At 70.9% G+C, this 25,476-nt stretch carries 23 protein-coding genes, 1 tRNA gene and 1 riboswitch; of the genes, 18 read left to right on the top strand and 6 right to left on the bottom strand.

Annotated elements, in window-relative coordinates; genetic code table 11:
* Positions 1-27: 27 nt before the first annotated feature.
* The 4 genes from FY030_RS08675 (at position 28) to FY030_RS08660 (ending at position 3,854) form a co-directional block, all read left to right on the top strand.
* A complete protein-coding gene (locus FY030_RS08675; RefSeq protein WP_158061159.1) occupies positions 28-1,389 on the top strand; it encodes an RsmB/NOP family class I SAM-dependent RNA methyltransferase in 1,362 nt (453 codons plus the stop codon).
* A 69-nt stretch (positions 1,390-1,458) separates the two neighbouring features.
* Positions 1,459-2,130, top strand: a complete 672-nt coding sequence (gene rpe, locus FY030_RS08670; protein ID WP_238348195.1) for a ribulose-phosphate 3-epimerase — start codon at positions 1,459-1,461, stop codon at positions 2,128-2,130.
* Positions 2,131-2,195: 65 nt separating this feature from the next.
* A riboswitch (FMN riboswitch) is annotated at positions 2,196-2,324 on the top strand.
* Between the two features lie 152 nt (positions 2,325-2,476).
* Positions 2,477-3,193 carry a nicotinamide riboside transporter PnuC gene (gene pnuC, locus FY030_RS08665; RefSeq protein ID WP_158061158.1) on the top strand — a complete coding sequence of 239 codons (717 nt, stop codon included), beginning with the start codon at positions 2,477-2,479 and terminating at the stop codon, positions 3,191-3,193.
* An 82-nt stretch (positions 3,194-3,275) separates the two neighbouring features.
* On the top strand, positions 3,276-3,854 hold the full coding sequence (locus tag FY030_RS08660) for a PH domain-containing protein (RefSeq protein ID WP_238348194.1): 579 nt from the start codon (positions 3,276-3,278) through the stop codon (positions 3,852-3,854).
* Positions 3,855-3,915: 61 nt separating this feature from the next.
* On the opposite strand, the gene FY030_RS08655 is transcribed toward FY030_RS08660, so the two are convergent.
* On the bottom strand, positions 3,916-4,614 hold the full coding sequence (locus tag FY030_RS08655; RefSeq protein ID WP_238348193.1) for a TIGR03085 family metal-binding protein: 699 nt from the start codon (positions 4,612-4,614) through the stop codon (positions 3,916-3,918).
* A gap of 181 nt (positions 4,615-4,795) precedes the next feature.
* On the opposite strand from FY030_RS08655, the gene FY030_RS08650 reads away from it, so the two are divergent.
* The 12 genes from FY030_RS08650 to FY030_RS08595 all read left to right on the top strand — a co-directional run bounded on the left by FY030_RS08650 (position 4,796) and on the right by FY030_RS08595 (position 16,437).
* On the top strand, positions 4,796-6,628 hold the full coding sequence (locus FY030_RS08650) for an ABC transporter ATP-binding protein (RefSeq protein ID WP_192498542.1): 1,833 nt from the start codon (positions 4,796-4,798) through the stop codon (positions 6,626-6,628).
* Complete coding sequence (locus FY030_RS08645; protein ID WP_158061157.1) at positions 6,625-8,433, top strand: ABC transporter ATP-binding protein; 1,809 nt, start codon at positions 6,625-6,627, stop codon at positions 8,431-8,433. Before FY030_RS08650 ends, FY030_RS08645 begins: the two co-directional genes overlap by 4 nt.
* 124 nt (positions 8,434-8,557) lie before the next feature.
* The gene (locus FY030_RS08640) at positions 8,558-8,773 is read left to right on the top strand and encodes an HGxxPAAW family protein (RefSeq protein WP_158061156.1); all 216 of its coding nucleotides are present in this window, start codon (positions 8,558-8,560) and stop codon (positions 8,771-8,773) included.
* Between the two features lie 59 nt (positions 8,774-8,832).
* Positions 8,833-9,669: an indole-3-glycerol phosphate synthase TrpC gene (trpC, locus tag FY030_RS08635; RefSeq protein ID WP_158061155.1), complete on the top strand. Its 837-nt coding sequence runs from the start codon at positions 8,833-8,835 to the stop codon at positions 9,667-9,669.
* Positions 9,666-10,943, top strand: a complete 1,278-nt coding sequence (trpB, locus tag FY030_RS08630; protein WP_158061154.1) for a tryptophan synthase subunit beta — start codon at positions 9,666-9,668, stop codon at positions 10,941-10,943. The genes trpC and trpB overlap by 4 nt, the downstream gene beginning before the upstream one ends.
* On the top strand, positions 10,940-11,725 hold the full coding sequence (gene trpA / locus FY030_RS08625) for a tryptophan synthase subunit alpha (protein WP_158061153.1): 786 nt from the start codon (positions 10,940-10,942) through the stop codon (positions 11,723-11,725). The genes trpB and trpA overlap by 4 nt, the downstream gene beginning before the upstream one ends.
* Positions 11,722-12,270 carry a MauE/DoxX family redox-associated membrane protein gene (locus FY030_RS08620; protein ID WP_158061152.1) on the top strand — a complete coding sequence of 183 codons (549 nt, stop codon included), beginning with the start codon at positions 11,722-11,724 and terminating at the stop codon, positions 12,268-12,270. Before trpA ends, FY030_RS08620 begins: the two co-directional genes overlap by 4 nt.
* A 6-nt stretch (positions 12,271-12,276) precedes the next feature.
* The gene (locus FY030_RS08615) at positions 12,277-13,008 is read left to right on the top strand and encodes a DsbA family protein (RefSeq protein WP_158061151.1); all 732 of its coding nucleotides are present in this window, start codon (positions 12,277-12,279) and stop codon (positions 13,006-13,008) included.
* An 80-nt stretch (positions 13,009-13,088) separates the two neighbouring features.
* The gene (gene pyk / locus FY030_RS08610) at positions 13,089-14,552 is read left to right on the top strand and encodes a pyruvate kinase (protein WP_158061150.1); all 1,464 of its coding nucleotides are present in this window, start codon (positions 13,089-13,091) and stop codon (positions 14,550-14,552) included.
* Between the two features lie 92 nt (positions 14,553-14,644).
* Positions 14,645-14,727, top strand: a tRNA-Leu gene (locus FY030_RS08605).
* Between the two features lie 230 nt (positions 14,728-14,957).
* On the top strand, positions 14,958-15,539 hold the full coding sequence (locus FY030_RS08600; RefSeq protein WP_158062731.1) for an ANTAR domain-containing response regulator: 582 nt from the start codon (positions 14,958-14,960) through the stop codon (positions 15,537-15,539).
* 124 nt (positions 15,540-15,663) lie between these two features.
* Complete coding sequence (locus FY030_RS08595) at positions 15,664-16,437, top strand: DUF554 domain-containing protein (protein ID WP_158061149.1); 774 nt, start codon at positions 15,664-15,666, stop codon at positions 16,435-16,437.
* 58 nt (positions 16,438-16,495) lie between these two features.
* On the opposite strand, the gene FY030_RS08590 is transcribed toward FY030_RS08595, so the two are convergent.
* On the bottom strand, positions 16,496-16,933 hold the full coding sequence (locus FY030_RS08590; RefSeq protein ID WP_158061148.1) for a hotdog fold thioesterase: 438 nt from the start codon (positions 16,931-16,933) through the stop codon (positions 16,496-16,498).
* A 19-nt stretch (positions 16,934-16,952) separates the two neighbouring features.
* On the opposite strand from FY030_RS08590, the gene polA reads away from it, so the two are divergent.
* Positions 16,953-19,670, top strand: a complete 2,718-nt coding sequence (gene polA / locus FY030_RS08585) for a DNA polymerase I (RefSeq protein WP_158061147.1) — start codon at positions 16,953-16,955, stop codon at positions 19,668-19,670.
* 243 nt (positions 19,671-19,913) lie between these two features.
* The gene (locus FY030_RS08580; RefSeq protein WP_238348192.1) at positions 19,914-21,176 is read left to right on the top strand and encodes an ABC transporter substrate-binding protein; all 1,263 of its coding nucleotides are present in this window, start codon (positions 19,914-19,916) and stop codon (positions 21,174-21,176) included.
* Positions 21,177-21,260: 84 nt separating this feature from the next.
* Here the strand turns inward: FY030_RS08580 and FY030_RS08575 are convergent, their stop codons facing one another.
* The 4 genes from FY030_RS08575 to FY030_RS08560 all read right to left on the bottom strand — a co-directional run bounded on the left by FY030_RS08575 (position 21,261) and on the right by FY030_RS08560 (position 25,308).
* Complete coding sequence (locus tag FY030_RS08575; protein ID WP_158061145.1) at positions 21,261-22,040, bottom strand: ABC transporter ATP-binding protein; 780 nt, start codon at positions 22,038-22,040, stop codon at positions 21,261-21,263.
* Positions 22,037-22,909, bottom strand: coding sequence for an ABC transporter ATP-binding protein (locus FY030_RS08570; protein WP_158062730.1), 873 nt, complete (start codon positions 22,907-22,909; stop codon positions 22,037-22,039). Before FY030_RS08570 ends, FY030_RS08575 begins: the two co-directional genes overlap by 4 nt.
* 148 nt (positions 22,910-23,057) lie before the next feature.
* Positions 23,058-24,035: a branched-chain amino acid ABC transporter permease gene (locus FY030_RS08565; RefSeq protein ID WP_158061144.1), complete on the bottom strand. Its 978-nt coding sequence runs from the start codon at positions 24,033-24,035 to the stop codon at positions 23,058-23,060.
* A 13-nt stretch (positions 24,036-24,048) separates the two neighbouring features.
* Positions 24,049-25,308, bottom strand: coding sequence for a branched-chain amino acid ABC transporter permease (locus FY030_RS08560; RefSeq protein ID WP_192498541.1), 1,260 nt, complete (start codon positions 25,306-25,308; stop codon positions 24,049-24,051).
* Positions 25,309-25,476 lie beyond the last annotated feature (168 nt).

Raw genomic sequence — 25,476 nt, 5'->3', positions numbered from 1 at the left:
GACCCGGCCCGGCAGGCGGCCTACCAGGTGCTCCGCGCCGTCGACGTGGGGCAGGCCTATGCCAACCTCGAGCTGCCCCAGGTCCTGCGCCGCGCCCGGTTGGGCGGCCGGGACGCCGCCTTCGCCACCGAGCTCACCTACGGCACCCTGCGCATGCAGGGGCTCTACGACCGCGTCGTCTCAGTCGCAGCCGACCGGGCCTCCACCAGCATCGACCCGCCCGTGCTGGACGTCCTGCGCCTCGGGGTGCATCAACTGTTGGGTATGCGGGTGCCCGACCACGCGGCCGTGAGCGCGACCGTGGGACTGGCGCGCCAGGAGCTCGGCCAGGGCGCCAGCGGCTTCGTCAACGCCGTGCTGCGTCGGGTCGGCGAGCGCGACCGGGAGGCCTGGGTGGACACCGTCCTCGACGGCCTGGACGACCCCGTGCTGCGGGCCGCGGCCGAGCACTCGCACCCCGAGTGGGTAGCCCGGGCGCTGCGGGCTGCCCTGCTGGGCGCGGGGGTGGCCCCGGCCGCGGTCGGGGCCGAGCTCGACCGGTTGTTGGCGGCGCACAACGTCCCGGCCCCGGTGACGCTGGTGGCCCGTCCGGGACTGGTGGAGGACACCGAGCTGGAACAGGCCGGAGCCAGCTCGGCGCCGGTCGCGCCGACAGCCTGGACCCTGCCGGGGGGAGACCCGGGGGACCTGCCCGCGGTGCGCGACGGCCGGGCCGCGGTCCAGGACGCAGGCTCGCAGCTGGTCGCCCTCGCCCTGGTGGACGCCCCGCTGGAGGGACCGGACGAGCGCTGGCTCGACCTGTGCGCCGGCCCCGGCGGCAAGGCCGGTCTGCTCGCCGCACTCGCAGCCGCCCGCGGCGCCACGCTACGGGCCAACGAGGTCAGCCCCCACCGGGCCGAGCTGGTGCGGCATACCCTCGTCGCGCCGGTGCACGCCGGTGCCGAGGTGACCGTGACCGTCGAGGATGGCCGGGAGGTCGGTTCCCACGAGCCGGCGGCCTACGACCGGGTGCTGGTGGACGCGCCCTGCACCGGGCTGGGCGCCCTACGCCGGCGCCCGGAGGCCCGCTGGCGCCGCTCGCCTCAGGACCTGACCACGCTCGGCCCGTTGCAGCGCCAGCTGCTCGCCTCCGCGCTCGATGCCACCCGGCCGGGGGGAGTCGTGGCCTATGCCACCTGCTCACCCCACCTGGCTGAGACCCAGCTGGTCGTGCGGGACGTGCTCAAGCGGCGGGACGACGTCGAGCTGATCGACGTCCGAGGCCTGCTGCGCGACCGCTCCGGGACGGTGCTGGACGGCACTGGCGCAGGGTCCGAGCCGTGGGCCCAGCTCTGGCCGCACCGGCACGGCACGGACGGGATGTTCCTCGCCCTGCTCCGGCGCCGCTAGGCGAGCCCCTGGCGCTGCGCCGGACCGCCACCCCGCCGGGGGGCGCTGGCCCGCCAGTAGGGTCGGAGGATGACCCGCCAGCTGCAGATCAGCCCTTCCATCCTGTCCTCCGACTTCGCCAACCTCGAAGCCGAGCTCCGGGCGATCGCCAGTGCGGACTGGGCGCACGTGGACGTCATGGACAACCACTTCGTGCCCAACCTGACGCTCGGGCAGCCGGTCGTGGAGTCGCTGGCCCGGGTGAGCCCGGTGCCGCTGGACGCGCACCTGATGATCGAGGACCCGGACCGCTGGGCGCCGGGGTATGCCGAGGCCGGGGCAGGGTCGGTGACCTTCCACGTCGAGGCGGCAGCGGACCCGGTCGCCGTGGCGAGGGCGATCCGGGCCGAAGGCGCGCGCGCGGCCTTCGCCCTCAAGCCGGGGACGCTGTTCGAGCCTTACGAGGAGTTGCTCGACGAGGTCGACATGGTGCTGGTGATGACCGTCGAGCCGGGCTTCGGCGGGCAGTCCTTCATGGCCGACCAGTTGCCCAAGGTGAGGGCGGTGCGCGAGGCGGTCCGCCGACGCGGGGGAGAGATCTGGGTCCAGGTCGACGGCGGGGTGTCCGCCGACACCATCGGCCAATGCGCGGAGGCCGGAGCGGACGTCTTCGTCGCTGGGTCGGCGGTGTACGGCGCGGACGACGTCCCAGGCCGGATCGCGCAGCTGCGCGAGACCGCCGGGCGGCACGCCTGCGCCTGACCATGGCGCGGGGCAGGCCGGGGCAGGTCGGGGCAGCCCAGCAGCGGGTATAAACTGGGCCCGCACACGTGCTCCGGGGTCGGTGTAATTCCGAACCGGCGGTAACAGTCCGCGACCCGGCCGCAGCCAGCGGTCGGTTGACCTGGTGAAACTCCAGGACCGACGGTGAAAGTCCGGATGGGAGGCAGCACGCGCGTCGCCCGTGGCGACGGTGCCCGAGATGTCGGCGACGGCATACCCAGGCACCGAGCCGCCGCACCGGCGACGCGTCGCTTCACAACCCCCGGCGCCCACACCCGGCGAGCGGGGTTGTGATCTCCTCTCGCCCTGATCCGAGAGGACAGACGTGGACGTCTGGAACGACATCTTCTACGCAGAGCTGAACGTCTTCGGCCACCCGATCGCCTGGCGGGAGGTCGTCGGCAACGTCTTCGGCTTTGGCTCGGCCATCCTCGGCATGCGCCGCACGGTCTGGGCCTGGCCGATCGGCATCATCGGCAACGCCCTGCTGTTCACCGTCTTCATGGGAGTCTGGTTCGCCAACCCCCAGGAGCACAGCCTGTTCGGGCAGGCCGCGCGACAGGTCTTCTTCATTGCCACCAGCGTCTATGGCTGGTGGCGCTGGCAGCAGTCGCGCAAGACCCGCGCCAAGGGCGCCCCGGCCATCACCCCGCGCTGGGCCACGCGCGCCGAGCGCGTGGTCTACCTCGTCGCCGTCGCGGTCCTGGTGGTCCTGACCCAGTGGATCTTCCGCGCGGTCGGCCTCGGCTGGGAGGCCCCCTCCTGGTACTACTGGGCCGACGCCTGGATCTTCGTGGGCTCGATCCTGGCCACCTACGCCATGGCCCGTGGGTGGGTTGACTTCTGGCTGGTGTGGATCGCGGTCGACCTGGTAGGGGTGCCGCTGCTGTGGCACTCCGGCTACTACCCCTCCGCGGTCATGTATGCCGTCTACGGCGGCCTCGTGCTCTGGGGCTTCGTGGTCTGGCGCAAGGCCGCCCGGGAGGAGACGCCCGAACCGGCGGTCACCGGGGCCGGTCCGGTGCCGGCGGAGGGTCGGTAGAACCGCCGTGGCCGGCCCCGGCGCCGCGGACGACGCGGTGGTGGGACGCGGGGGCCGGCCGCCTGCGGACTAGGCTGGCGGGGTGAGTGCTGCCAGCCCAGGAACCCCGGAAGGCGCCCCGAGCCCCCGGCGCGACGCCTACGCCACCTTCCGCCCGGTGCGCGGCACGTGGGTGGCGGGCATCATGGCTGTCCTCTCGATCATCGTCTTCGTGTTGGTCGCGATTTTCGCGCCGACCTACGAGGGTGTCGCGCCCATCGTCACCGTGCTCAACCGGGTCGCCCTGGTCGGGGTCGGAGCCGCCATGGCCGCTTTCCTGTGGCGGTATGCGGTGATCCGCGCCGTGCCCACCCCGCAAGGGCTCACCGTGGTCAACCTCTTCCGGACCTATGAGGTGGAGTGGGCCCAGATCCTGGGCGTCGGTTTCGCCGGCGGGTCGGCCTGGGCCATCCTGGAGCTCACCGACACCGAGGAGATTGCGGTGATGGCGATCCAGCGTGCGGACGGCGACCGGGCGCACCGGGAGGCCTCGCGGCTGGCGGCGCTGATCCAGCACCACCAGAACCGCGTCCAGGAGCAGCAGCGGCCCGCCGAGGGCCCCGCCCCTGAGGGTCGGCAGGCGACGGACCAGGACGACCGGGACACACCGGGAGGTTCGTGATCCGGCGGGTCACCGGTAGCTCAGCGCTGGCGGCTGAACCGCTCAGAGGTTGCGTGCGCGCTCAGAGCCTGCGTCGGTGGCTGGCCAGCGCCGCGACGTCGGCATCCGAGCCCTCGGCGACCACCCGGGCGTGGTCCTCACGGCCGAAGGCGTGCAGGACCAGCTCCAACGGCGTCCCCCGCAGGACCACGGTGCCGCCGTCGTCCGGCGGCCGGCGCAGCGCCACCCGCCCATGCCCGTGCGCCACCGCGACCACCCCCGTGGGTGCGCCGCGGTAGGTCATCCGGCCCGCCATCCGCACGGTGCGCCAGAGCTGGGCCTGGACCTCCTGCGGCAGATCGGTCGGCTGCCAGTCCGGCTGGGCGCGGACCATGTCCTCGTGGTGGACCGCCAGCTCGGCCGTGTTGACCATCCGGTCCAGCAGAGGAAGCCGGGTTGGCCACCAGGGCGCAGGCCCGTCGACCACCTGCCCGACCAGGTCGCTGAAGTCCCGGGCGGCGACGCGGTCCTGCACCGACTGCGTGTGCCGCTGCAGCGCCTTCACCGGCGCCGCGACGCCCGGCAGCGCGTCGGGACGGGACTCGCGCACCACCAGGTGGGCCAGCAGATCCCGGACGGACCAGGGGTCGCACAGGGTAGGGGCGTCTGGCCCCAGGTCGGTGGCGGTGGTGGCGATCAGCCTGCGCAAGGAGGACGGCATACCCCATCTCACCACGGGGGCCCCGGCAGCGCTGCGCCGATCCTCGGGGTACGGGATCATCAGGTGACCCGACCGGATGATCTGGACGAGAGCAGCGGGTCGACGTCGGCAAGGCCTGCCGGTCGGCCCCGGCGTCCGCGGGCTGAACGTCGTGCGAGAATGTTCGACGCCCCCACCTTCGGACCGCCCCGACGGACGCGGGGTTCTTGCATGCCCCCAGCCCCTCGGAGGTCCCCTCACGATGTCCACCGCCAGCCAACCGGTGCCCCGCCCCGTCGCATCGCGCGCGGTGCTGCGGCGCGGGTTGGGGGTCATCTGGGGCGGGATGAAGACCGAGCCGCGCCCCACGATCGTGGCGGTGATCGGGTCGGTGCTGTGGGCAGCGGCGACGGTGGGCACGGCTGCGGCCATCGGCTATGTGACGGACCAGTACATCGAGCCGGCCGTGCTCCAGCGCCAGGTCGAGGCCGCCGCGCTGTGGACCGTCTTCGGCGTGCTGGTCGCCGTCCTGGTGGTCAACGTCATCGGTGTCATCCTGCGGCGCGTCTTCGCGACCGTCGCCGGCTTCAACCTGCAGGCCCGCTACCGCCGGGACGTCACCCGGCAGTACCTGCGCCTGCCCCTGTCCTGGCACCATGCGCACCCGTCCGGGCAGCTGCTGTCGAACGCGCACGCCGACGTCGAGGCCACCTGGCAGGTGTTCAACCCCCTGCCCATGGCCATCGGCGTGGTGTTCATGCTCTTCATCGCCGGCACGATGATGGTGCTGGTCGACCCGTTCCTGGCCTTCATCGGCCTGCTGGTCTTCCCTGGGCTGTTCGCCGCCAACGTCGTCTTCCAGCGCTTTATGTCGCCCCGGATCACGCTCGCCCAGCAGCTACGTGCCGAGGTGGCCGAGGTGGCCCACGAGTCCTTCGAGGCCGGCCTGGTGGTCAAGTCGATGGGCCGCGAGGAGGAGGAGACCGAGCGCTTCCGGACCCAGACCCACGAGCTGCGCGACGCGCTGATCCAGGTGGGCCGCACTCGGGGAGTCTTCGAACCGGTCATCGAGGCCATCCCGACGCTGGGGACGCTGGCCGTGCTCGGCGTGGGGACCTGGCAGGTCTCCCGCGGCGAGCTGGGCGCCGCCGAGGTGGTGCAGATGGCCTACCTGTTCTCGATCCTGGCCTTCCCGGTGCGCGCGCTGGGCTGGGTGCTGGCAGAGCTTCCGCGCTCGGTCGTTGGCTACGACCGAGTGCAGCACGTGCTGCAGGCCGAGGGCAGCATGCACTATGGCCGGGCCACCTTCGCCGACCGCGACGGCCCGGCCAGCTCAGAGCTGCAGGACGTGGTCTACGCCCACCCGGGGGAGGAGAAGCCCACGATCACCGGCGTCACCCTGGAGATCCCCGCGGGCAGCACCACCGCACTCGTCGGCCCTACAGGCGCGGGCAAGACCACCTTGACCAACCTGGCCCTGCGCCTGGTGGACGCCGACTCGGGGCGGGTTCGCATCGACGACGTCGATGCCCGCGAGCTGCAGCTGGGTGAGATCCCGGCGGTGGCCACTCTTGTCGCGCAGCAGACGTTCATGTTCGACGACAGCGTCCGCGGCAATGTCACCCTGGGGGAGTCGGCCAGCGACGAGTCGGTGTGGGAGGCGCTGCGGATCGCCCAGGCCGAGGGCTTCGTTCGCGAGCTGCCGGACGGCCTGGACACGGTCATCGGCGAGCGGGGAGGCAGCCTGTCCGGCGGTCAGCGGCAGCGGATCGCCCTGGCCCGGGCCGTGTGGCGCCGCCCCCGCCTGCTCGTCCTTGACGACGCCACCAGCGCCGTCGACCCCTCCGTGGAGCAGGCCATCCTCGCCGGGCTGCGGGAGGCCCGGGCGGGCATGACCGTCCTGGTCGTCGCCTACCGGATGGCCACCATCACGCTGGCGGACCAGGTCGTCTACCTCGAGCACGGCCGGGTCGTCGACCGTGGGCCCCACCCCGAGCTGCTCGCCCGGTGCCAGGGGTATGCCGACCTGGTGCACGCCTACGCCCGGGAGGCCGCAGAGCGCGCGGCCGTGGCCGGCCAGGAGGAGACCCAGTGAGCCCGCGCACCCCGGCGACCTCCGGCGGCAGCCGGATTGAGGCCCAGAGCGACCTCGGCACCCTCGCCACTCTGAAGCGGGGCCTGCAGCTCTCGCCCGAGCTGCGCAAGGGGCTGCTGGTCACTGCGCTCATCGCCGTCGTGGCCACCCTGGGCCGCGTGGTCATCCCGTTCGTGGTCCAGCAGACGACCGACAACGGGATCATGGCCGAGGGAGGTGTCGACCTCGACTACGTCCTGCGGGCGATCCTCCTCGCGGCCGGCGTCGTCGCGATCACCTCGGTGGCGCAGTATGCCGTCAACGTCCGGCTGTTCACCGCCGCCGAGTCGGGCCTGGCCACCCTCCGGCTGAAGGCGTTCCGGCACATCCACGACCTGTCCGTGCTGACCCAGAGCACCGAGCGGCGCGGCGCCCTCGTCTCCCGGGTCACCAGCGACGTGGACACCATCTCGATGTTCGTCCAGTTCGGCGGGCTGATGCTGCTCATCAGCACCGCCCAGATCGTCCTGGCGACCATCCTGATGTTCATCTACAGCCCGGCCCTGGCACTCGTGGCCTACCTCTGCCTGCTGCCCCTGGTCATCCTGGTCCGCTACCTGCAGCCGGTCCTGGGCCGGGCCTACGGCCTGGTCCGGACCCGGGTCGGCGACATGCTGGGCGCGGTCAGCGAGTCCATCGTCGGCGCCACCACCATCCGCGCCTACGGTGTCGAGGACCGGACCGCCGAGCGCATCGACCGGTCCATCGAGGCCCACCGGCAGTCCGCGATCCGGGCCCAGATCCGCTCGGTTGTCGCCTTCGTCTCCGGCCAGACCTTCGCCGGGATCACCACCGCGGTCGTCCTCGTGGTCGGCACCGTGCTGGCCACCCGCGGCCACCTGACCCTGGGCCAGCTGCTGGCGTTCCTCTTCCTGGTCAACCTGTTCACGCAGCCGGTGCTGATGGCCACCGAGATCCTCAACGAGCTGCAGAACGCGGTCGCCGGCTGGCGGCGGGTGATCGGGGTCGTCGACACCCCGGCCGACGTCTCCGACCCGGGGGAGGACGGGATCGTGCAGGAGCGGGGGCCGATCACCGTCGACTTCGAGGACGTCTGGTACGCCTACCCCGGTGGCGAGCCGGTGCTGCGCAACGTCAACCTGCGCATCGAGCCGCATACCAGGGTGGCGATCGTGGGGGAGACCGGATCGGGCAAGACCACGATGGCCAAGTTGCTGACCCGCCTGATGGACCCCGCGGGGGGCCGCGTGCTGCTGGATGGCACCGACCTGCGCCGGATCCCGTTCTCCACGCTGCGTCGCCGTGTCGTCCTCGTCCCGCAGGAGGGGTTCCTCTTCGACCAGGACCTGCGCGAGAACATCCGCTTCGGCAAGCCCGAGGCCAGCAACGAGGACCTCGACCTCGCCGTCACCGAGCTGGGGCTGGACGCCTGGGTCGCCGGGCTGCCGCACGGCCTGGACACCAGGGTCGGTCAGCGTGGCGAGTCCCTGTCCGCGGGGGAGCGGCAGCTGGTCGCCATTGCCCGGGCCTACCTGGCCGACCCCGACCTGCTCGTCCTCGACGAGGCCACCAGCGCTGTCGACCCCTCCACCGAGGTCCGGGTCCAGCGTGCCCTGGAGGGACTGACGACCGGCCGCACCTCGGTCGCCATCGCCCACCGGCTCTCCACCGCAGAGGCCGCCGACATGGTGGTCGTGGTCGACCAGGGCCGGATCGTCGAGGTCGGACACCACCGGGACCTGGTCGGGCAGGGCGGTGTCTACTCCCGGATGCACGCCTCCTGGGCGGCGCAGCGGACCGGCTGACCCGCGGGTCGAGGACCGGTCGGAGCCTTCTGGCCCCTGGACTGGCAGAATGAGGCCGCACCGTCCATGACCACCGACCTGGAGCCGAGCGGCAGCCGGGACCCGCACCAAGGAGCACCACCCCATGCACGAAGACAACCACGGCCACAGCAAGGCAGCCTGGGTCGGCGTCACGATCATGCTGGTCGGCACGGTCGTCGGCTGCTGGGGCGTCTTCGCCGGCCCCGAGGTGCTGCTGTACATCGGGCTCGGGGTCGGGGTGGTCGGTGCGGTGGCCTGGTACGGCATGGAGCGGGCCGGGTACGGCGGAAACTCGAAGATCGCCCAGCACGACGGCTGACCGCCCGCCAGCGGGCGGGGGCGGCACGGGTCACCCGCGCGACGGCTTAGGCTGGTGGGGTGCCGACCGTGCTGGAGCAGATCATCGAGGGCGTCCGTGAGGACCTTGCCGTACGCCGCGCCGCCCGCCCCCTCACCCAGGTGCAGGAGAGCGCGGCCGCTACGCCCTGGCCCCGGGATGCCCTCGCTTCGCTCACCGAGCGCAGGGGCGTCCACGTGATCGCTGAGGTCAAGCGGAGCAGCCCCTCCAAGGGGGCTCTGGCGGCCATCGCCGACCCCGCGGCCCTGGCCGCCGACTATGCCGCCGGCGGGGCGAGCGTCATCAGCGTGCTCACCGAGCAGCGCCGGTTCGGCGGCTCGCTCGCGGACCTCGACGCCGTCCGAGCCCGGGTGGACGTGCCCGTCCTGTGCAAGGACTTCGTCGTCGACCCCTACCAGGTGTGGGAGGCGCGGGCGCACGGCGCGGACCTCGTCCTGCTCATTGCCGCGGCCCTGCCCCAGGAGGTGCTCCAGGGCCTGCTGGAACGGGTGGAGTCGCTGGGAATGCACGCCCTGGTCGAGGTGCACGACGAGGAGGAGCTGGGCCGAGCGCTGGACGCCGGTGCCCGGATCGTGGGGGTGAACAACCGCGACCTGCGCACCTTGGAGGTGGACAGGAGCACCTTTGCTCGTCTCGCGCCCGGCATCCCGGCAGGGCGGGTTGCGGTCGCCGAGTCCGGCATCCGCGGACCTCTGGACGTCATGGCCGCCGCCGAGGCAGGCGCTGGGGCCGTGCTGGTCGGGGAGGCCCTGGTGACCGGCAGCTCCCCGCGGGACGCGGTGGCCGAGCTGGTGGCGGCCGGTGCCCACCCAGCAGTGCGTGGTCAGCAGGTCGGGACACGCGGGGGTGAGCGGTGAGCACGGCGACCGGCCGGTTCGGTGACTTCGGCGGACGTTTCGTGCCCGAGGCGCTGGTCGCGGCGCTGGAGGAGCTGGACGCCGCCCGGACCGACGCGATGGCCGACCCGGACTTCCGCGCCGAGCTCGACGGCCTCCAGGAGTCCTACACGGGGCGGCCCAGCCCGCTGACGGAGGTGCAACGCTTCGCCCGGCACGCCGGCCGCGCCCGGGTCTTCCTCAAGCGCGAGGACCTCAACCACACCGGTTCCCACAAGATCAACAACGTCTTGGGGCAGGCGCTGCTCGCGGTCCGGATGGGCAAGCGCCGGGTGATCGCCGAGACCGGCGCCGGCCAGCACGGCGTCGCCACCGCCACCGCGGCCGCCCTGATGGGTCTGGAGTGCACGGTCTACATGGGCGAGGTCGACACTCGCCGACAGGCGCTGAACGTCGCCCGGATGCGGCTGCTCGGCGCGACCGTGGTGCCCGTCGCCACCGGCAGCGCCACGCTCAAGGACGCTATCAACGAGGCGATGCGCGACTGGGTGACCCACGTCGATCACACCCACTATTTGTTGGGCACCGTGACCGGTCCCCACCCCTTCCCGACCATGGTGCGCGACTTCCACGCCGTCATCGGTCAGGAGGCCCGCGACCAGGTCCAAACGGTGGCTGGCCGCCTTCCGGACGCCGTGTGCGCCTGCGTCGGGGGTGGTTCCAACGCGATGGGCATCTTCCACGCCTTCCGCGACGACGCCCAGGTGGCGCTGCGCGGCTTCGAGGCGGGCGGTGAGGGCCCAGAGCAGGGCCGGCACGCCGCCCGTTTCTCCGGGGGGGTCCCAGGGGTGCTGCACGGTGCGGCCACCTACGTGCTGCAGGACGAGGACGGCCAGACCCTGCAGACCCATTCAGTCTCGGCCGGTCTGGACTACCCCAGCGTTGGTCCCGAGCACGCCTTCCTGCACGACAGCGGCCGCGCCACCTACGAGCCGGTGACCGACGCGGAGGCGATGGACGCCTTCGCCCTGCTCTGCCGCACCGAGGGCATCATCCCGGCCATCGAGAGCGCCCACGCCCTCGCCGGGGCGCTTCGGGTGGGGCGCGAGCTGACCGCCGCCGCCGGCCAGGACGGGCCCGAGCCGGTGGTCCTGGTCAACCTCTCCGGCCGCGGGGACAAGGACGTGGACACCGCTGCCCGGTGGTTCGGCCTTGTCGACGGCCAAGAGCTGGTCGAGGCCGAGCAGCTCAAGGCCTCAGAGCCGGTCGCCGAGGCCGAAGGGAGCGGGTGGTGAACGCCCTGGACGCAATCTTTGCCCGGTGCCGCGATGAGGGCCGGGCCGCGCTGGTGGCCTACCTGCCGGCCGGCTACCCCGACCTGGACAGCTCCCTGGCCGCGGTCCGGGCGGTGGCCGAGAGCGGCGCCGACATCGTCGAGGTCGGCGTGCCCTACACCGACCCGCTCATGGACGGGCCGGTCATCGAGCAGGCTGCCGCACAGGCGCTCGCGGGCGGGTTCCGGTTCCACCAGGTGCTTGACGTGGTCCGCGCGGTGCACGAGGCCGGGGCGGTGCCGGTTGTCATGTCCTACTGGAACCCGGTGCTCCGCCACGGGCCGGCCCGGTTTGCCGCCGACCTCGCCAACGCCGGTGGCGCCGGCCTCATCACCCCCGACCTCATCCCCGACGAAGCCTCGGCGTGGCGCGATGCGGCTACCGAGCACGGTCTGGCCCCCATCTTCTTGGTCGCCCCCAGCTCTACCGACGAGCGGCTGGCGATGACCGCCCAGGCCTGCCGCGGCTTCGTCTACGTCGCCTCCACGATGGGCGTCACCGGCGCCCGGGATGAGGTGGGCGAGGGTGCACTCCGGCTCGTGGAGCGCACCCGCGCCGTCACCGACCTGCCACTGTGCGTCGGCCTGGGCGTGAGCACCGGGGCCCAGGCTGCACAGATCGCCGCCTACGCCGACGGTGTCATCGTCGGCTCCGCCCTGGTCCGGGCTATCGGGCAGGACCCCGGGCTGGGCGCGCTCCGGGCCCTCACGCGTGGGCTGGCCGAAGGGGTGCGCGGCCGGTGACCGGCGACGCGGACGTGCGCGCCGACCCGGTGGGCTACGCCCCCGTCGAGCCTGCAGCGGGCACCGGGCGGTCCGCATACCGGACCCGGGTCCTCGACGTGGTCGGGCTGATCGCCCGCGTCGGTCTGGGGTTGGTGCTGATCGCCGCGGGCCTGCCCAAGATCCTGGACGTCACCGGCTCGGTCCAGAACGTGCTCGCCTACGAGCTGTTCGGCTACGGCACCGCCCGCCTCATCGGCACCATGCTCCCGGTCGTGGAGATCGTGCTCGGGGTGCTGCTCGTGCTGGGTCTGTTCACCCGCGCAGCCGCCGCGGCCGGCGGTCTGCTCATGGTCGTCTTCATCGCCGGGATCGCCTCAGCCTGGGCCCGAGGTCTGGCCATCGACTGCGGCTGCTTCGGCACCGGCGGCCCCGTCGAGCCGGGCGAGACCGCCTACCTGCTCGACATCCTGCGCGATCTGCTGTTCCTGGCCATGGCGGCCTGGCTAGTGCTCCGCCCGCGCACCCCGTTCGGCCTCGACACTCTGATCACGAAAGGTCGCTGAGACAGCATGCCCCGTCCGCCCGCCCCCCAGGTCAAGCCGGTCTCCAGCAAGGGTCCCCCCGGCGTCCTCATCGGCGCCGTCGTAGTGCTGGTGCTCGCTCTGATCGCCGGCTTGGTGTGGGCCGCGACCCGTGACGGCGCCGACCTGTCAGCCGAGGGCTCGGCCAACGCCCTGCCCGAGGGCGGCGGGATCAGCCTGGGCCCCGACCCGGAGGCCGGCATCCCGAAGCTGCACGTCTACGGCGACTTCCAGTGCCCCTGGTGCGGGGTGTTGGAAGACGCGATCGGGGAGTCGGTGCAAGAGAAGGTGGAAGCTGGCGAAACGCACGTCACCGTCACTCTGATGTCCTTCCTGGACGGCCGGGTCCCGGGCGAGAACTCGGTGCGCGCCGCCAACGCGGCGCTGTGCGCGGACGACCAGGACGTCTTCCTGCCCTACTACCACCAGGTCTACGTCAACCGCCCGGCCGAGGAGGGCAGCGGCTGGACTGACGACCAGCTGGTCTCCTTCGCCGGAGCGGCCGGGATTGAGGGCGACGACCTGGACACCTTCACCAGCTGCCTGGAGGACCGGTCGCACGTCGACTACGTCCACGCCATGCAGGAGCGGGCCAACCGCGACGGGGTCAGCGGGACGCCCCGCCTGTTCGTCGACGGCACCCAGATCACCGACGAGCAGATGCAGGGCCTGATGGAGAACCGGGTCACCCTGGACCAGGTCGTCGCCGCGCACTCCTGACCCATCTGCGAGGAGATGCACTCATCGGCCTCACCGATGGTGGTCACCGGCAGGTGGTCGTCAGGACTAGGCTGGGGCCCATGCGTCGAGCCAAGATCGTCTGCACCCTGGGACCAGCCACCGACTCCTACGAGCAGATAGAAGCGCTCGTCCACGCCGGGATGGATGTGGCCCGCCTCAACCTTTCGCACGGCCGCCACGAGGAGCATTACGAGCGCTATCTGAGGGTGCGACAGGCCAGTGACGCGCAGGGTCGCGCAGTCGCGGTGCTGGCCGACCTGCAGGGCCCCAAGATCCGCACCGGCACCTTCGCCAGCGGTCCGGTGACCCTGGCGACCGGTGACGCCTTCACCATCACCACCCGCCAGGTCACAGGCGACCAGGGCAGCGTCGGCACCACCTACGGCGGCCTGCCCGGCGACGTCGCCGTGGGCGATCCCCTCCTCATCGACGACGGCAAGGTGATGCTGCGGGCGGTGGAGGTCACCGAGACCGACGTCGTCAGCGAGGTCATCACCGGTGGCGTCGTGTCCAACAACAAGGGGATCAACCTGCCCGGTGCCCTGGTGAGCGTCCCCGCCACGTCGGAGAAGGACATCGAGGACCTGCGTTGGGCCCTGCGCACCGGCGTCGACGTCATCGCGCTGTCCTTCGTCCGCTCCGCGGCCGATATCGAGGTCGTGCACCGGGTGATGGACGAGGAAGGCCGCCGAGTGCCGGTCATCGCCAAGATCGAGAAGCCGCAGGCGATCGAGAACCTCGATGAGATCGTCGACGCCTTCGACGGCATCATGGTGGCCCGCGGCGACCTGGGGGTCGAGCTGCCGCTGGAGCAGGTGCCGCTGGTGCAGAAGGATGCCATCCAGCTGAGCCGCGAGCGGGCCAAGCCGGTCATCGTGGCGACCCAGGTGCTGGAGTCGATGATCGAGAACCCCCGGCCCACGCGCGCCGAGGCCTCCGACTGCGCCAACGCCGTGCTCGACGGAGCCGACGCCATCATGCTCTCCGGCGAGACCTCGGTCGGCGCCTACCCCATCCGGGCGGTCCGCACGATGGCGAGCATCATCGAGTCCACCGAAGACCACGGACTGCACCGCATCGCCCCCATCCGCACCGTGCCGCGGACCCCGGGCGGGGCCGTCACCCGAGCCGCGATCGCCATGGCCGACGCGCTGGACAACCACGGCGTCAAGTACCTCGTCACCTTCACCCAGAGCGGTGACACCGCGCGCCGGATGGCGCGCGTCCGGCCCCAGACCCCGATGCTGGCCTTCACCACCGAGCAGGACACGCGTTCGCAGCTGTCCCTCACCTGGGGGGTGGAGACCTTCCTCGTGCCCTTCGTCTGGCACACCGATCAGATGGTGCTCCAGGTCGAGGAGGCGCTGTTGCGGGAGGGTCGCTGCCAGAAGGGTGACCTCGTCATCATCGTGGCCGGCTCGCCCCCCGGCGTCTCCGGCACCACCAACGCACTGCGGTTGCACCGCGTCGGTGACACGATCTTCGGCAACGCGCCGGCCTACTCCGAGGAGCCGGTGGTCTAGCGCGTCGGCCTCCAGCGCGCGCCGATCGCCACAGTCCGGCGGGTATGCTGTACCGGATCGACAGGCGGGCCCCGACCGGGCCCGTCACCCCCGCCGGGGTGGTGGAATGGCAGACACGGGGCACTCAAAATGCTCTGCCCGAAAGGGCGTGCGGGTTCAAGTCCCGCTCCCGGCACCCATACAGGTTGGCGACGGATGATCGTGACGGCACAGCACGGCGAAAGATAAGGTAGACGCGTGACGGCAGCAAAGACGCCCAGCACCGAACCGACGGAGTCGTCGGACCCATCCGGAGCGACGGGGGCGGACACCACCCAGGACGAGACGTCGGACGCCACCCCGCAGGGCGGCGACGCGACGGAGGCGCCCGACGCGACCGCCGGTGCGGCCCCGGAGGAGCAGGAGATGCCGGGCCTGCGCATCTTGCTCGCCGAGGACGAGGCCCTCATTCGGATGGACCTCGCCGAGATGCTGACCGAGGCCGGTCACCAGATCGTCGGCCAGGCCAGCGACGGGGAGCAGGCCGTGTCTCTGGCCCAGGAGACCAAGCCCGACCTGATCGTCATGGACATCAAGATGCCCGGGATGGACGGCATCTCCGCCGCCGAGCAGATCGGCCGGGACGGCCTCGCCCCGGTGGTGATGCTCACCGCGTTCAGCGACAAGAACCTGGTCGAGCGGGCCCGCGATGCCGGGGTCATGTCCTACGTCGTCAAGCCGTTCAGCGCCGCCGACGTGCTGCCCGCCATCGACATCGCGCGCGCCCGCTGGGCCGAGCGTCAGGCGCTGGAGGCCGAGGTCGCCGACCTCAGCGAGCGGTTCGAGACCCGCAAGCGGGTCGACCGCGCCAAGGGCCTGCTGATGACCCAGCTCAAGCTGAGCGAGGCTGACGCCTTCCGGTGGATCCAGAAGGCCGCGATGGACCGGCGCCTGTCGATGCGCGAGGTCGCCGACGCCGTCATCGCCGGGATGCCCGCCAAGAAGTAGCCCGGCGGCGCACTCGCGCCGGGACGCCGCAGGCCCCGCACGGGGCACCGCCAGTTCGGTGACACGTTCGCCGATACCGGACCCCTGCCGCAGGAACGGGTGGGCCTGGTCGTAGCCTTCCGCCATGGATGGAGCCTTCCCCGGGCTGGGGACCCTCATCAACATCGTGGCGGTGCTGGCCGGCGCCTCGCTGGGGATGCTCGCCGGCCATCGGCTCTCGGCACACGTGCGCTCGGTCGTCACCAGCTGCCTGGGCCTGGTCACCCTGCTGATGGCGATCCTGTCGGCCCTCGACGTCACCTCCCCGGCCTTGGCGGAGACCGTGGGCCGTGGGGTGCCCATCCTCGTCGTGCTCGGCAGCCTGCTGCTGGGCGGGATCACCGGCGCCGTGCTGCGGATCGAGCAGCGGCTGGAGTCGCTGGCGGGCGTGGTGCAGCACTGGGTCCAGCGTCTTGGCCGCGCCACCGAGGGCACGGGTGAGGGTGCCCGGGAGCGGTTCATCGAGGGCTGGCTCACGGCGTCGCTGCTCTTCTGCGTGGGACCGCTGACCATCCTCGGCGCCTTGTCCGACGGACTCGGGCGGGGGATCGACCAGCTGGTCCTGAAGTCCGCGCTGGACTTCTTCGCCGCGATGGCCTTCGCCTCAACGTTCGGGGTCGGCGTGCTCTTCTCCGTGGTGTCGGTGGCTCTGATCCAGGGAACGCTGACCCTCGTGGGCCTGACCCTGGGCTCGGTGGTGCCCGAGGCCAACATCGCGGCCCTGACCGCCACCGGAGGCCTGCTCCTGGTCGGCATCGCCTTCCGCTTGCTTGACATCAAGCAAGTGCCCGTCGGTGACCTGCTCCCGGCGCTCGTATTCGCGCCGGTGCTGGTCAGCGTCATCGCCGCCGTGACCTGAGCCTGCTGGCAGGAAGCCGAACAGGACGGGCTCCAGTCGCGCGGTCGTTGCCGCTGGGTCAGGCCCCGGGTGGGCGCTCGCGCAGGGCGCAGGTGAGTCGAGCGGTGCACACACGGCGCCCCTCGTCGTCGCTCACCACGATCTCGTAGGCGGCGATGGAGCGGCCGAGTGACAACGGCGTGGCGACCGCGGTCACCTGCCCCTCGCGCACCGCTCGGTGGTGGGTGGCGTTAAGGTCCACGCCCACCGCGATCCGGCCGGCGCCGGCGTGCAACGCGGCCCCGATCGACCCCACGGTCTCGGCGAGCGCGGCCGAGGCGCCCCCGTGCAGGAGGCCGTACGGCTGGGTGTTGCCCACGACCGGCATTCGGGCCACGGTGCGCTGCGCGTCGGCCTCCAGCAGCTCCATCCCCATCCGCTCGGCCAGGGTGCCGGTCATGGCGAACGGGACCTCGTCGGGGCGCACGGCGGACGTGGGGTGAGCGTTGTCGGTCATGGGACATAGGCTGCCATGCGTGAGTCGACTGCTGCTGTTGGATGGACACTCCGTGGCCTACCGTGCCTTCTACGCCCTGCCGGTGGAGAACTTCTCCACCACCACGGGCCAGAGCACCAACGCGGTCTACGGCTTCACCTCGATGCTCATCAATGTCCTGCGCGACGAGGCCCCGACCCACATCGCGGTGGCCTTCGACAAGTCCAGGCAGACCTTCCGCACCCAGGAGTACTCCGAGTACAAGGCGGGCCGGGCCAGCACCCCCGAGGAGTTCAGGGGCCAGGTCGACCTCATCAAGGAGGTACTGGACGCGCTGCGGATCCAGCACCTGGAGGTGGAGGGGTATGAGGCCGACGACATCATCGCCACCCTCACCGGCCAGGCCCGGGAGGAGGGGATGGAGGTCGTCATCCTCTCCGGCGACCGGGACGCCCTGCAGCTGGTGGACGAGCGCACCCTGCTGCTCTACCCGGTCCGGGGCGTCTCCGAGACCTGGCGGCTGACCCCCGAGGCGGTCAAGGAGAAGTACCTCGTCCCCCCGCACCTGTACAGCGACCTGGCCGCCATGGTGGGCGAGAGCTCGGACAACCTGCCCGGCGTGCCGGGGGTCGGTCCCAAGACCGCCGCCAAGTGGCTGACCCAGCACGGCGATCTTCCCGGCATCGTCGCCGCCGCCGACCAGCTCACCGGCAAGGCGGGCCAGGCGTTGCGCGACCACCTCGACCAGGTGCTGCGCAACCGACGGCTCAACCAGCTCGTGGGCGATGTGCCCCTCGAGGTCACGGTGCCCGACCTGGCCGCCCGCGGCTGGGACCGTGAGGAGGTGCACCGCGTCTTCGACGGCCTGGAGTTCCGGGTGCTGCGCGAGCGGCTGTTCACCACCCTGGACTCGGCCGAGACCGAGGCCGAGGAGGGCATCGACCTGGAGGGCAGCCTGCTGCGTGCGGGCGAGCTGGCGGCCTGGCTGGCCGAGCACGCCCAGGCGGGGGAGCGGGTCGCCGTCGTCGTCCACGCGGCTCCCCGCACGGCCGCGGGCCCGGGGGAGGCGACCGGGGTCGCGCTGGCGGGGGACAGCCACGCCGCATACCTCGACCTGGCCGACGCGGATCCGTCGGACGAGCAGGCGCTGGCCGTCTGGCTCGCCGACCCCGAGCACCCCAAGGTGCTGCACGACGCCAAGGGTCAGATCGCCTCGTTGGAAGTCATCGGCATGCCGATGGAGGGCGTGGTCAGCGACACCGGCCTGGCGGCCTACCTCATCCGGCCAGACCAACGCTCCTACGACCTGACCGACCTCTCGCTGCGCCACCTGCGCCGTGAGCTGCGGCTGGAGGACGACGCGGAGGAGGCGCAGGGCCAGCTGGACCTGAGCTTTGGTGATGAGCAGGACGGCGCCCAGGAGCGGGCGGCCGCCCGCTCCGGCATGGTGCACGCCCGCGCCGTCCACGACCTGTCGGTCAAGCTCGACCAGGAGCTGGCCGACGAGCAGGAGCAGCGGCTGCTGCGCGAGGTGGAGCTGCCGCTGGTCGGGGTGCTGCGACGGATGGAGCAGGCCGGCATCGCCGTCGACCTGGATGCCCTGCACGCCCTGGAGGGCGAGTTCGCGGGAGGGATGGCCCAGGCGCAGCAGGACGCCTGGGACGCCATCGGCGACGACACCGTCAACCTGGGCTCGCCCAAGCAACTGCAGGTGGTGCTCTTCGAGACCCTGGGGTTGCCCAAGACCCGTCGCACCAAGACCGGTTACACCACCGACGCCGATGCGCTGGCGGGGCTGTTCGCCCAGACCGAGCACCCCTTCCTGGAGGCGCTGCTGCGGCACCGCGACGTCTCCCGGCTGCGGGTGACTGCCGAGGGCCTGATCAAGTCGGTCGCCGACGACGGGCGCATCCACACCACCTACCAGCAGACGATCGCGGCCACCGGCCGGCTGAGCTCGACCGATCCCAACCTGCAGAACATCCCGATCCGCACCGAGGAGGGGCGGCGGCTGCGGGAGGTCTTCGTCGTCGGTCGCGACCCGCGCGCCAACGTCGACTACGCCGCGTTGCTGTCGGCCGACTACAGCCAGATCGAGATGCGGATCATGGCCCACCTCTCCGGCGACGAGGGGTTGATCGAGGCCTTCCGCACGGGTGAGGACCTGCACCGCTTCGTCGGCTCCCGGGTCTTCGGGGTCGAGCCCCAGGAGGTCACCCCGGAGATGCGCGCGAAGGTCAAGGCGATGAGCTACGGCCTGGCCTACGGCCTGTCCGCGTTCGGGCTGTCCAAGCAGCTGGGCATCTCCACCGGAGAGGCCAAGGGGCTGATGGAGGAGTACTTCGAACGCTTCGGCGGGGTCCGCGACTACCTGCGCGACATCGTCGCCGAGGCGCGGCGCAGTGGCTTCACCGAAACCCTCCTGGGCCGCCGCCGCCACCTGCCGGACCTGCTCAGCGACAACCGACAGCGGCGCGAGATGGCCGAGCGGATGGCCCTCAACGCACCCATCCAGGGGTCTGCAGCCGACCTGATCAAGATCGCCATGCTGCGCACGGAGCAGGCGCTGCGCGACCAGGGCCTGGCCTCACGGCTGCTGCTACAGGTGCACGACGAGCTGGTGCTCGAGGTCGCGCCCGGGGAGCAGGAGCAGGTTGAGGCGCTGGTGCGCGAGCAGATGGGCGGGGCCGCCAACCTGTCGGTGCCGCTAGACGTCAGCGTGGGGGTGGGCCGCACCTGGCACCAGGCCGCCCACTGACCCGGGCCGGGATGCAGCAGGGCGACAGCCGGCGGGACCGACGAGGGGCATGCGCTGCGCACTAGGTAACGATGTGGGCACAATCGGACAGGTTGGCCGCGGCACCCTTGTCATCCCGTGACGAGGGTCCTAGGTTCAGGGCACACCGTGACGGCACCGCTGCCGCACATCGACACGAGGAGCACCATGCGCACAACCTCTCTTCGCTCACGCGCGTCCGTGACCACCCGCGGGATTGCTGCAATGGCCGCCGCCACCCTGATGTTGGCGGCCTGCGGCAACGGAGGAGACGACACCGACAACGGCGAGCCCGCCAACACGGGAGCCGGGACCGACACTGACACCAGTACCGGCGAGGCCGCCGGCGAGGCCGGCGAGCGCGACCTGACCCTGCAGGTCGGCACCGTGCTGCCGCAGACCGGCTCTCTTGCCTTCCTGGGCCCGCCCGAGGAGGCGGGCGTCCTGCTCGCCGCAGAGCACATCAACGAGGCCGACCTCGGCATCACCGTCGAGGTCACCCTCGGCGACTCCGGCGACCCGGACAACCGGGCCTACGCGACGACCGTTCCGCAGCTGCTCAACGCCGGCACCCACGTCATCGTCGGCGCGGCATCCTCCGGTGTGTCCAAGCTGTTCATCGACGAGGTCATCGCCGCGGAGCGGCTGATGATCTCCCCGGCCAACACGGCCGCGGAGTTCACCGACTGGAACGACAACAACCTCTACTGGCGCACCGCGCCATCCGACCTGCTGCAGGGCGAGGTGCTGGGCAACATGATCGCCCAGGACGGTGTGATGAACCTGGGCATCATCTACCTGAACGACGCCTACGGCACCGGTCTGGAGGCGACGCTCACCGAGACCTTCGAGGCCGCGGCCGGCACGGTCGTGGCCAGCGAGCCCTACAACGCCGGTGACACCACCTTCGACGCCCAGATCAGCTCGGTGCTGGCCCAGAACCCGGACGCGATCGCGATGATCACCTTCGAGGAGATCAAGACGATCCTGCCGGCCATCGAGGCCGCCGGCTTCGACACCGGCAACCTCTACTTCGTCGACGGCAACATCGCCGACTACAGCGAGGACTTCGATCCGGGCATGCTCGAGGGTTCCAAGGGCACCCAGCCGGGCCCGGACCTGGGCGACGACTTCCGCAACCAGCTGAACGAGGTCTGGACCGCTGAGGGCAACCCCGAGCTGGAGAACTGGAACTACGCGGCGGAGTCCTACGACGCCGTGGTCCTGGCGGCGCTGGCCGCGCTCGCCGCCAACTCGGTGGACGGGCCCGACATCGCCGCCAAGATGCAGGAGGTCTCCGGCGGTGCCGGCGACGGTGAGCAGTACGACAACTTCGCCGACGCGGCCCAAGCCATCATCGACGGTGACGTCGTGAACTACGACGGCCCGTCCGGTCCCATCACCTTCGACGAGAACGGTGACCCGACCGAGGCCACCATCGGCATCTTCGAGTACGACGAGAACAACAGCCTGGTCCGCCTGAACTAAGAGGCGAACCACGCCGCACGACAGTGGGCCCCGGGACGAAGGTCCCGGGGCCCACTCATGTGTGCGTGCTGACAGCAGGGCAGGCTAGGCGCTGTCCTGTCCCAGGGTGCCCAAATACAGCCCGATGACCCGCTCGTCGTTCAGCAGCTCCCGGCCCGTCCCGCTGTGGGCATCCCGACCCTGGTCGAGCACGTAGGCGCGGTCGCAGATCTGCAGGCAGCGGCGGGCGTTCTGCTCGACCATGATCACCGTCACACCGGCCTGGTTGATCGAGGAGACCCGCAGGAAGGCGTCGTCCTGGCGCACGGGCGACAGGCCGGCCGACGGCTCGTCCAGCAGCAGGACTTCTGGGCGCATCATCAGCGCCCGAGACATCGCCACCATCTGCCGTTCGCCACCGCTGAGCGAGCCCGCCACCTGGTTCATCCGGTCCCGAAGGGTCGGGAAGATGTCGACGACGAAGTCGATGCTGTCCCTGATCTGGGAGGGGCGCTGGTAGGCGCCCATCTCCAGGTTCGCCCGGATGGTCAGCGTGGGGAAGACGTTCTCGGTCTGGGGGACCAGCCCTACTCCCTTGCTGACCAGCTTGTTGGCCTTGAGGTTGGTGATGTCCTCGCCGCGCAGCAGGATCGCGCCCGAGCGCACGTTGACCAGTCCGAAGATGGCCTTGAGCAGGGTTGACTTGCCGGCCCCGTTGGGCCCGATGATGCCGATGAGCTCGCCGTCGTAGGCCTGCAGGTTGGTGTCGGTCAGGATGTCGATGCCAGGCAGGTAGCCGGCGGTGACGTTCTCCACGTCGACGACGAGGTCCCTGGCCGGGGTCGGTGCGGGCTGGTCGGCTGGCTGGGTGTCGGTCAGGCTCATGACAGTCGGCTTCCCTCCGCGTCGTACCGGCCGGTGATCTGGCCGAGGTCGTCGTCCAGGTGGCTGCCCAGGTAGGCGTCCACGACCGCCGGGTCCTTCATCACCTCACGCGGCGGGCCTTCGGCCACGATGCGGCCCTCGGCCATGACCACGACCCAGTCGGCGATGTGCCGGACCATGTGCATGTCGTGCTCGACGAAGAGGACGGTCATGCCCTCGCTCTTGAGGTCGATGACGTGGTCCAGCAGGGACTGGACCAGGGCCGGGTTGACGCCCGCCATCGGCTCGTCCAGCAGGACGAACTCCGGCTCGGTCATCAGGGCCCGGGCCATCTCCAGCAGCTTGCGCTGCCCACCGGACAAGGCGGCCGAGTAGTCGTCCCGCTTGTCGTAGAGCTTGAACTTCTTCAGCAGCTCCAGCGCGCGGACCTCGATCTGCTTCTCCTGCGAGCGCCACAGGAAGGGCAGGACGCTGGTGAGCATTCGCTCGCCAGTCTGCTTGGAGGCGCCCAGCTTCATGCTCTCCAGGACGGTGAGGCGCTGCAGCACCTTGGTCAGCTGGAAGGTGCGCACCTGCCCGCGACGGGCGGCCTTCCAGGCAGGGATGCCGGCCAGTGAGCGACCGTTGAAGGACCACTCGCCGCTGTCCGGCTTGTCGAAGCCGGACAGCAGGTTGAACAAGGTCGTCTTGCCGGCGCCGTTGGGCCCGATCAGGGCGGTGATCGCGTTGCGGGGAATCTCCAGGTGTTGCACGTCGACAGCCTTGATGCCACCGAAGCTGCGGGTGATGTTGTCGGCGACGAGGATCGGGTCCTTCTTGCCCACCCCGGGCGCGGACGGCCCGGTGGCCAGGTCGTGGTTGGCGTGCACCTCGTGGGTGGGCTGAACCTCGAGCGTCTCGACGGCGTGGCCGTCCTCGGCGACCACGACCTCGTCGAAGTCACCGGTGTGGTCGGTCACCTCGATCTCTCCCTCGTCAGGCGCATGGGCGCCGGAGGCGGAGGGACGGGGATGCTGGTCACTTGACAAAGGTCATCTCCTTCTTCTTGCCCAGGATGCCTTGTGGTCGGAAGGCGACGAGCAGCATCAGGGCCACGCCGACCACGATGAAGCGCAGGTTGCCGGCATTCGTGGGGGTCAGGGGCAGCCACCCCGCCGCCGCCATCTGGGGCAGCACGCCGGCCAGGAAAGCCATCAGGGCCCAGTACAGGGCCGCGCCCAGGACGGGGCCGAAGATCGTCGCCGCACCGCCAAGCAGCAGAGCCGTCCACACGAAGAAGGTGAGGCTGGGCAGGTAGTACTGCGGGATCACTGCCGCGGGAAGGGCGATAACCACCCCGCCCAGGGCACCGAAGACGCCGCCGATGATCAGCGCTTGCATCTTGTAGAGGAAGACGTTCTTGCCCAACGAGCGCACGGCATCCTCGTCCTCGCGGATCCCCTTCAGCACCCGGCCCCACGGGCTGCGCATCAGCATCCAGGTCACCAGCACGGCCACAACCACCAGGAGGAGCCCGAAGATGCGCACCCACCAGCCGGTCTCGGTGTAGGTCCACGGGCCGATCCCGTAGCTGCCGCTGGGTAGGGGGTTCGCCGCCCGGAACCCGGCGTGGTAGCCACCCAGGCCGTCCGCGGAGTTGGTCCACTCGTCAAAAATCTGCGACTGGAAGAGCAGGCGGACGATCTCGGCCGCGGCAATCGTCACGATCGCCAGGTAGTCGCCGCGCAGCCGCAGCGTGGGGATGCCCAGGAGGATGGCGAAAACCACCGCCCCGGCGATGCTCACCATCATGGCCACATACCACGGCAGGCCGAAGCTAAGGATGGAGATCGCGTACGAGTAGGCCCCGATCGCCATGAACCCGGCCATGCCGAAGTTGAGCAGGCCGGCATAGCCGAAGTGGATCGACAGTCCGATGGCGGCGAGCATGAAGCCGATGGTCTCCGGCGACAGGACGAAACTCGCGGTGTTGTTGAGGATCTGGCCCCAGTCCATCGCAATCCCTCCGTTATCCGATTCGTGCTCGTCGGCCCAGGAGCCCCTGCGGCCGGACGAGGAGGATGAGGATCAGCACGCCTAGCGCACCGACGTACTTGATGTCCGAGGGGATCCACAGGGTGGACACCTCGACGAGGATGCCGATGGCCAGGGCGCCGATGAGGGCTCCGAAGGCGGTGCCCAGGCCGCCCAGGACGACGGCGGCGAAGATCAGCAGCAGGATCTGTACCCCCATGTCCCACTTGATCCCTGGGCGGAAGTAGGCCCACAGGATGCCGGACAGGCCCGCGAGCGCGCCTCCGGCGACCCACACCAGCCGGGTGACGGCCTCGACGTCGATGCCGCTGGCGGAGGCCAGGGACCGGTTGTCCGCGACGGCCCGGGTGGCTTTGCCGGTGCGAGTGCGCAGCAGCCACAGCGCGACCAGGAGCAGCACGGTCAGGCTGATGCCCATGCTCACCATGTCGATGGTGCTCAGCCGGATCGGCCCGATGATCTGGTGCCGGGTGCCGCCGGCCCCTGGGAGCTGCAGGGTGCCGCCGCCAATGAACATCTGGAAGACGTAGCGACCGGCCAGGGACAGGCCGATGGTCAGGATCATCAGCTGGACCAGCCCGATGCCGCGCCGCCGCAGGGGACGCCAGATCGAGGCGTCCACTGCTAGGCCCAGCGCCCCGCTGAGCAGCACCGCCAAGGGGATGGCCGCCCAGATGGGCAGTGCGATCGTGACGCCAAGGAAGTAAGCCATCACGGCGCCGAAGGTGACCATCTCCGCGTGCGCGAAGTTGGTCAGGCCGGTGGTGCCGAAGATCAGCGACAGGCCGATCGAGGCCAGCGCCAGCATGAGCCCGAAGTTGATCCCGTTCATCAACCGCTCGGTGAACTGGGAGGCAAAGCTGGCCGTCTCCCGCACCCCTTCACCGAGGAAGAAGTTGCCGGGTTGGAAGAACTGGGAGCCGTAGTTGACCGTGATCGGGTTCGCACCGGTGACCGCGATGCCCTCGGGCAGGGTCTCCTCATCGACGAAGACCTCGTAGGGGTCGGTGCTCGGCACGCCGACCCGCGCCTGGCCGCGGTCGTTGGTCGTCGCCTCTGCCTCGTAGCCACCCCCCGAGATGACGACGCGGGCGCCCTCGACGGGTTCGTTGTCGTGGCGCAGGTTGACCGTGATGTTCTGGTCGTGCTCCTCGATGTTGACCTGCGAGGGGTCGTCCGGCGTCTGGGCCAGCGCGGTGGCAGGGGAAAGGACGTTGAAGACGAACAACGTCATCAGCAGGAGCCCCAATGCATGCAGGGGTCTCCGGGCGCGACGACGCTCCCGGTAGGGGGTGGTGGGCGGCACTGCTCCTCCAGCCTGGTTCACGGGTCGGACTCCATGCCCCGGGCCGGCGCATGGCTGGGGTGAGCATAAGGGAACGTGCGCCGAGTCAACAGGGTG

This window comes from Ornithinimicrobium pratense, from assembly GCF_008843165.1.
In the GTDB taxonomy this organism is placed as follows: domain Bacteria; phylum Actinomycetota; class Actinomycetes; order Actinomycetales; family Dermatophilaceae; genus Ornithinicoccus; species Ornithinicoccus pratensis.
This window is presented reverse-complemented; position numbering and strand designations above follow the sequence as displayed.

Coding starts and splice junctions, on each gene's coding strand:
- rpe (WP_238348195.1), top strand. CDS start 1,459: ATGACCCGCCAGCTGCAGATCAGCCCTTCCATCCTGTCCTCCGACTTC.
- FY030_RS08655 (WP_238348193.1), bottom strand. CDS start 4,614: ATGATCCCGTACCCCGAGGATCGGCGCAGCGCTGCCGGGGCCCCCGTG.
- FY030_RS08650 (WP_192498542.1), top strand. CDS start 4,796: ATGTCCACCGCCAGCCAACCGGTGCCCCGCCCCGTCGCATCGCGCGCG.
- FY030_RS08640 (WP_158061156.1), top strand. CDS start 8,558: ATGCACGAAGACAACCACGGCCACAGCAAGGCAGCCTGGGTCGGCGTC.
- FY030_RS08615 (WP_158061151.1), top strand. CDS start 12,277: ATGCCCCGTCCGCCCGCCCCCCAGGTCAAGCCGGTCTCCAGCAAGGGT.
- pyk (WP_158061150.1), top strand. CDS start 13,089: ATGCGTCGAGCCAAGATCGTCTGCACCCTGGGACCAGCCACCGACTCC.
- FY030_RS08600 (WP_158062731.1), top strand. CDS start 14,958: ATGCCGGGCCTGCGCATCTTGCTCGCCGAGGACGAGGCCCTCATTCGG.
- FY030_RS08595 (WP_158061149.1), top strand. CDS start 15,664: ATGGATGGAGCCTTCCCCGGGCTGGGGACCCTCATCAACATCGTGGCG.
- FY030_RS08590 (WP_158061148.1), bottom strand. CDS start 16,933: ATGACCGACAACGCTCACCCCACGTCCGCCGTGCGCCCCGACGAGGTC.
- FY030_RS08580 (WP_238348192.1), top strand. CDS start 19,914: ATGGCCGCCGCCACCCTGATGTTGGCGGCCTGCGGCAACGGAGGAGAC.
- FY030_RS08575 (WP_158061145.1), bottom strand. CDS start 22,040: ATGAGCCTGACCGACACCCAGCCAGCCGACCAGCCCGCACCGACCCCG.
- FY030_RS08565 (WP_158061144.1), bottom strand. CDS start 24,035: ATGGACTGGGGCCAGATCCTCAACAACACCGCGAGTTTCGTCCTGTCG.
- FY030_RS08560 (WP_192498541.1), bottom strand. CDS start 25,308: ATGACGTTGTTCGTCTTCAACGTCCTTTCCCCTGCCACCGCGCTGGCC.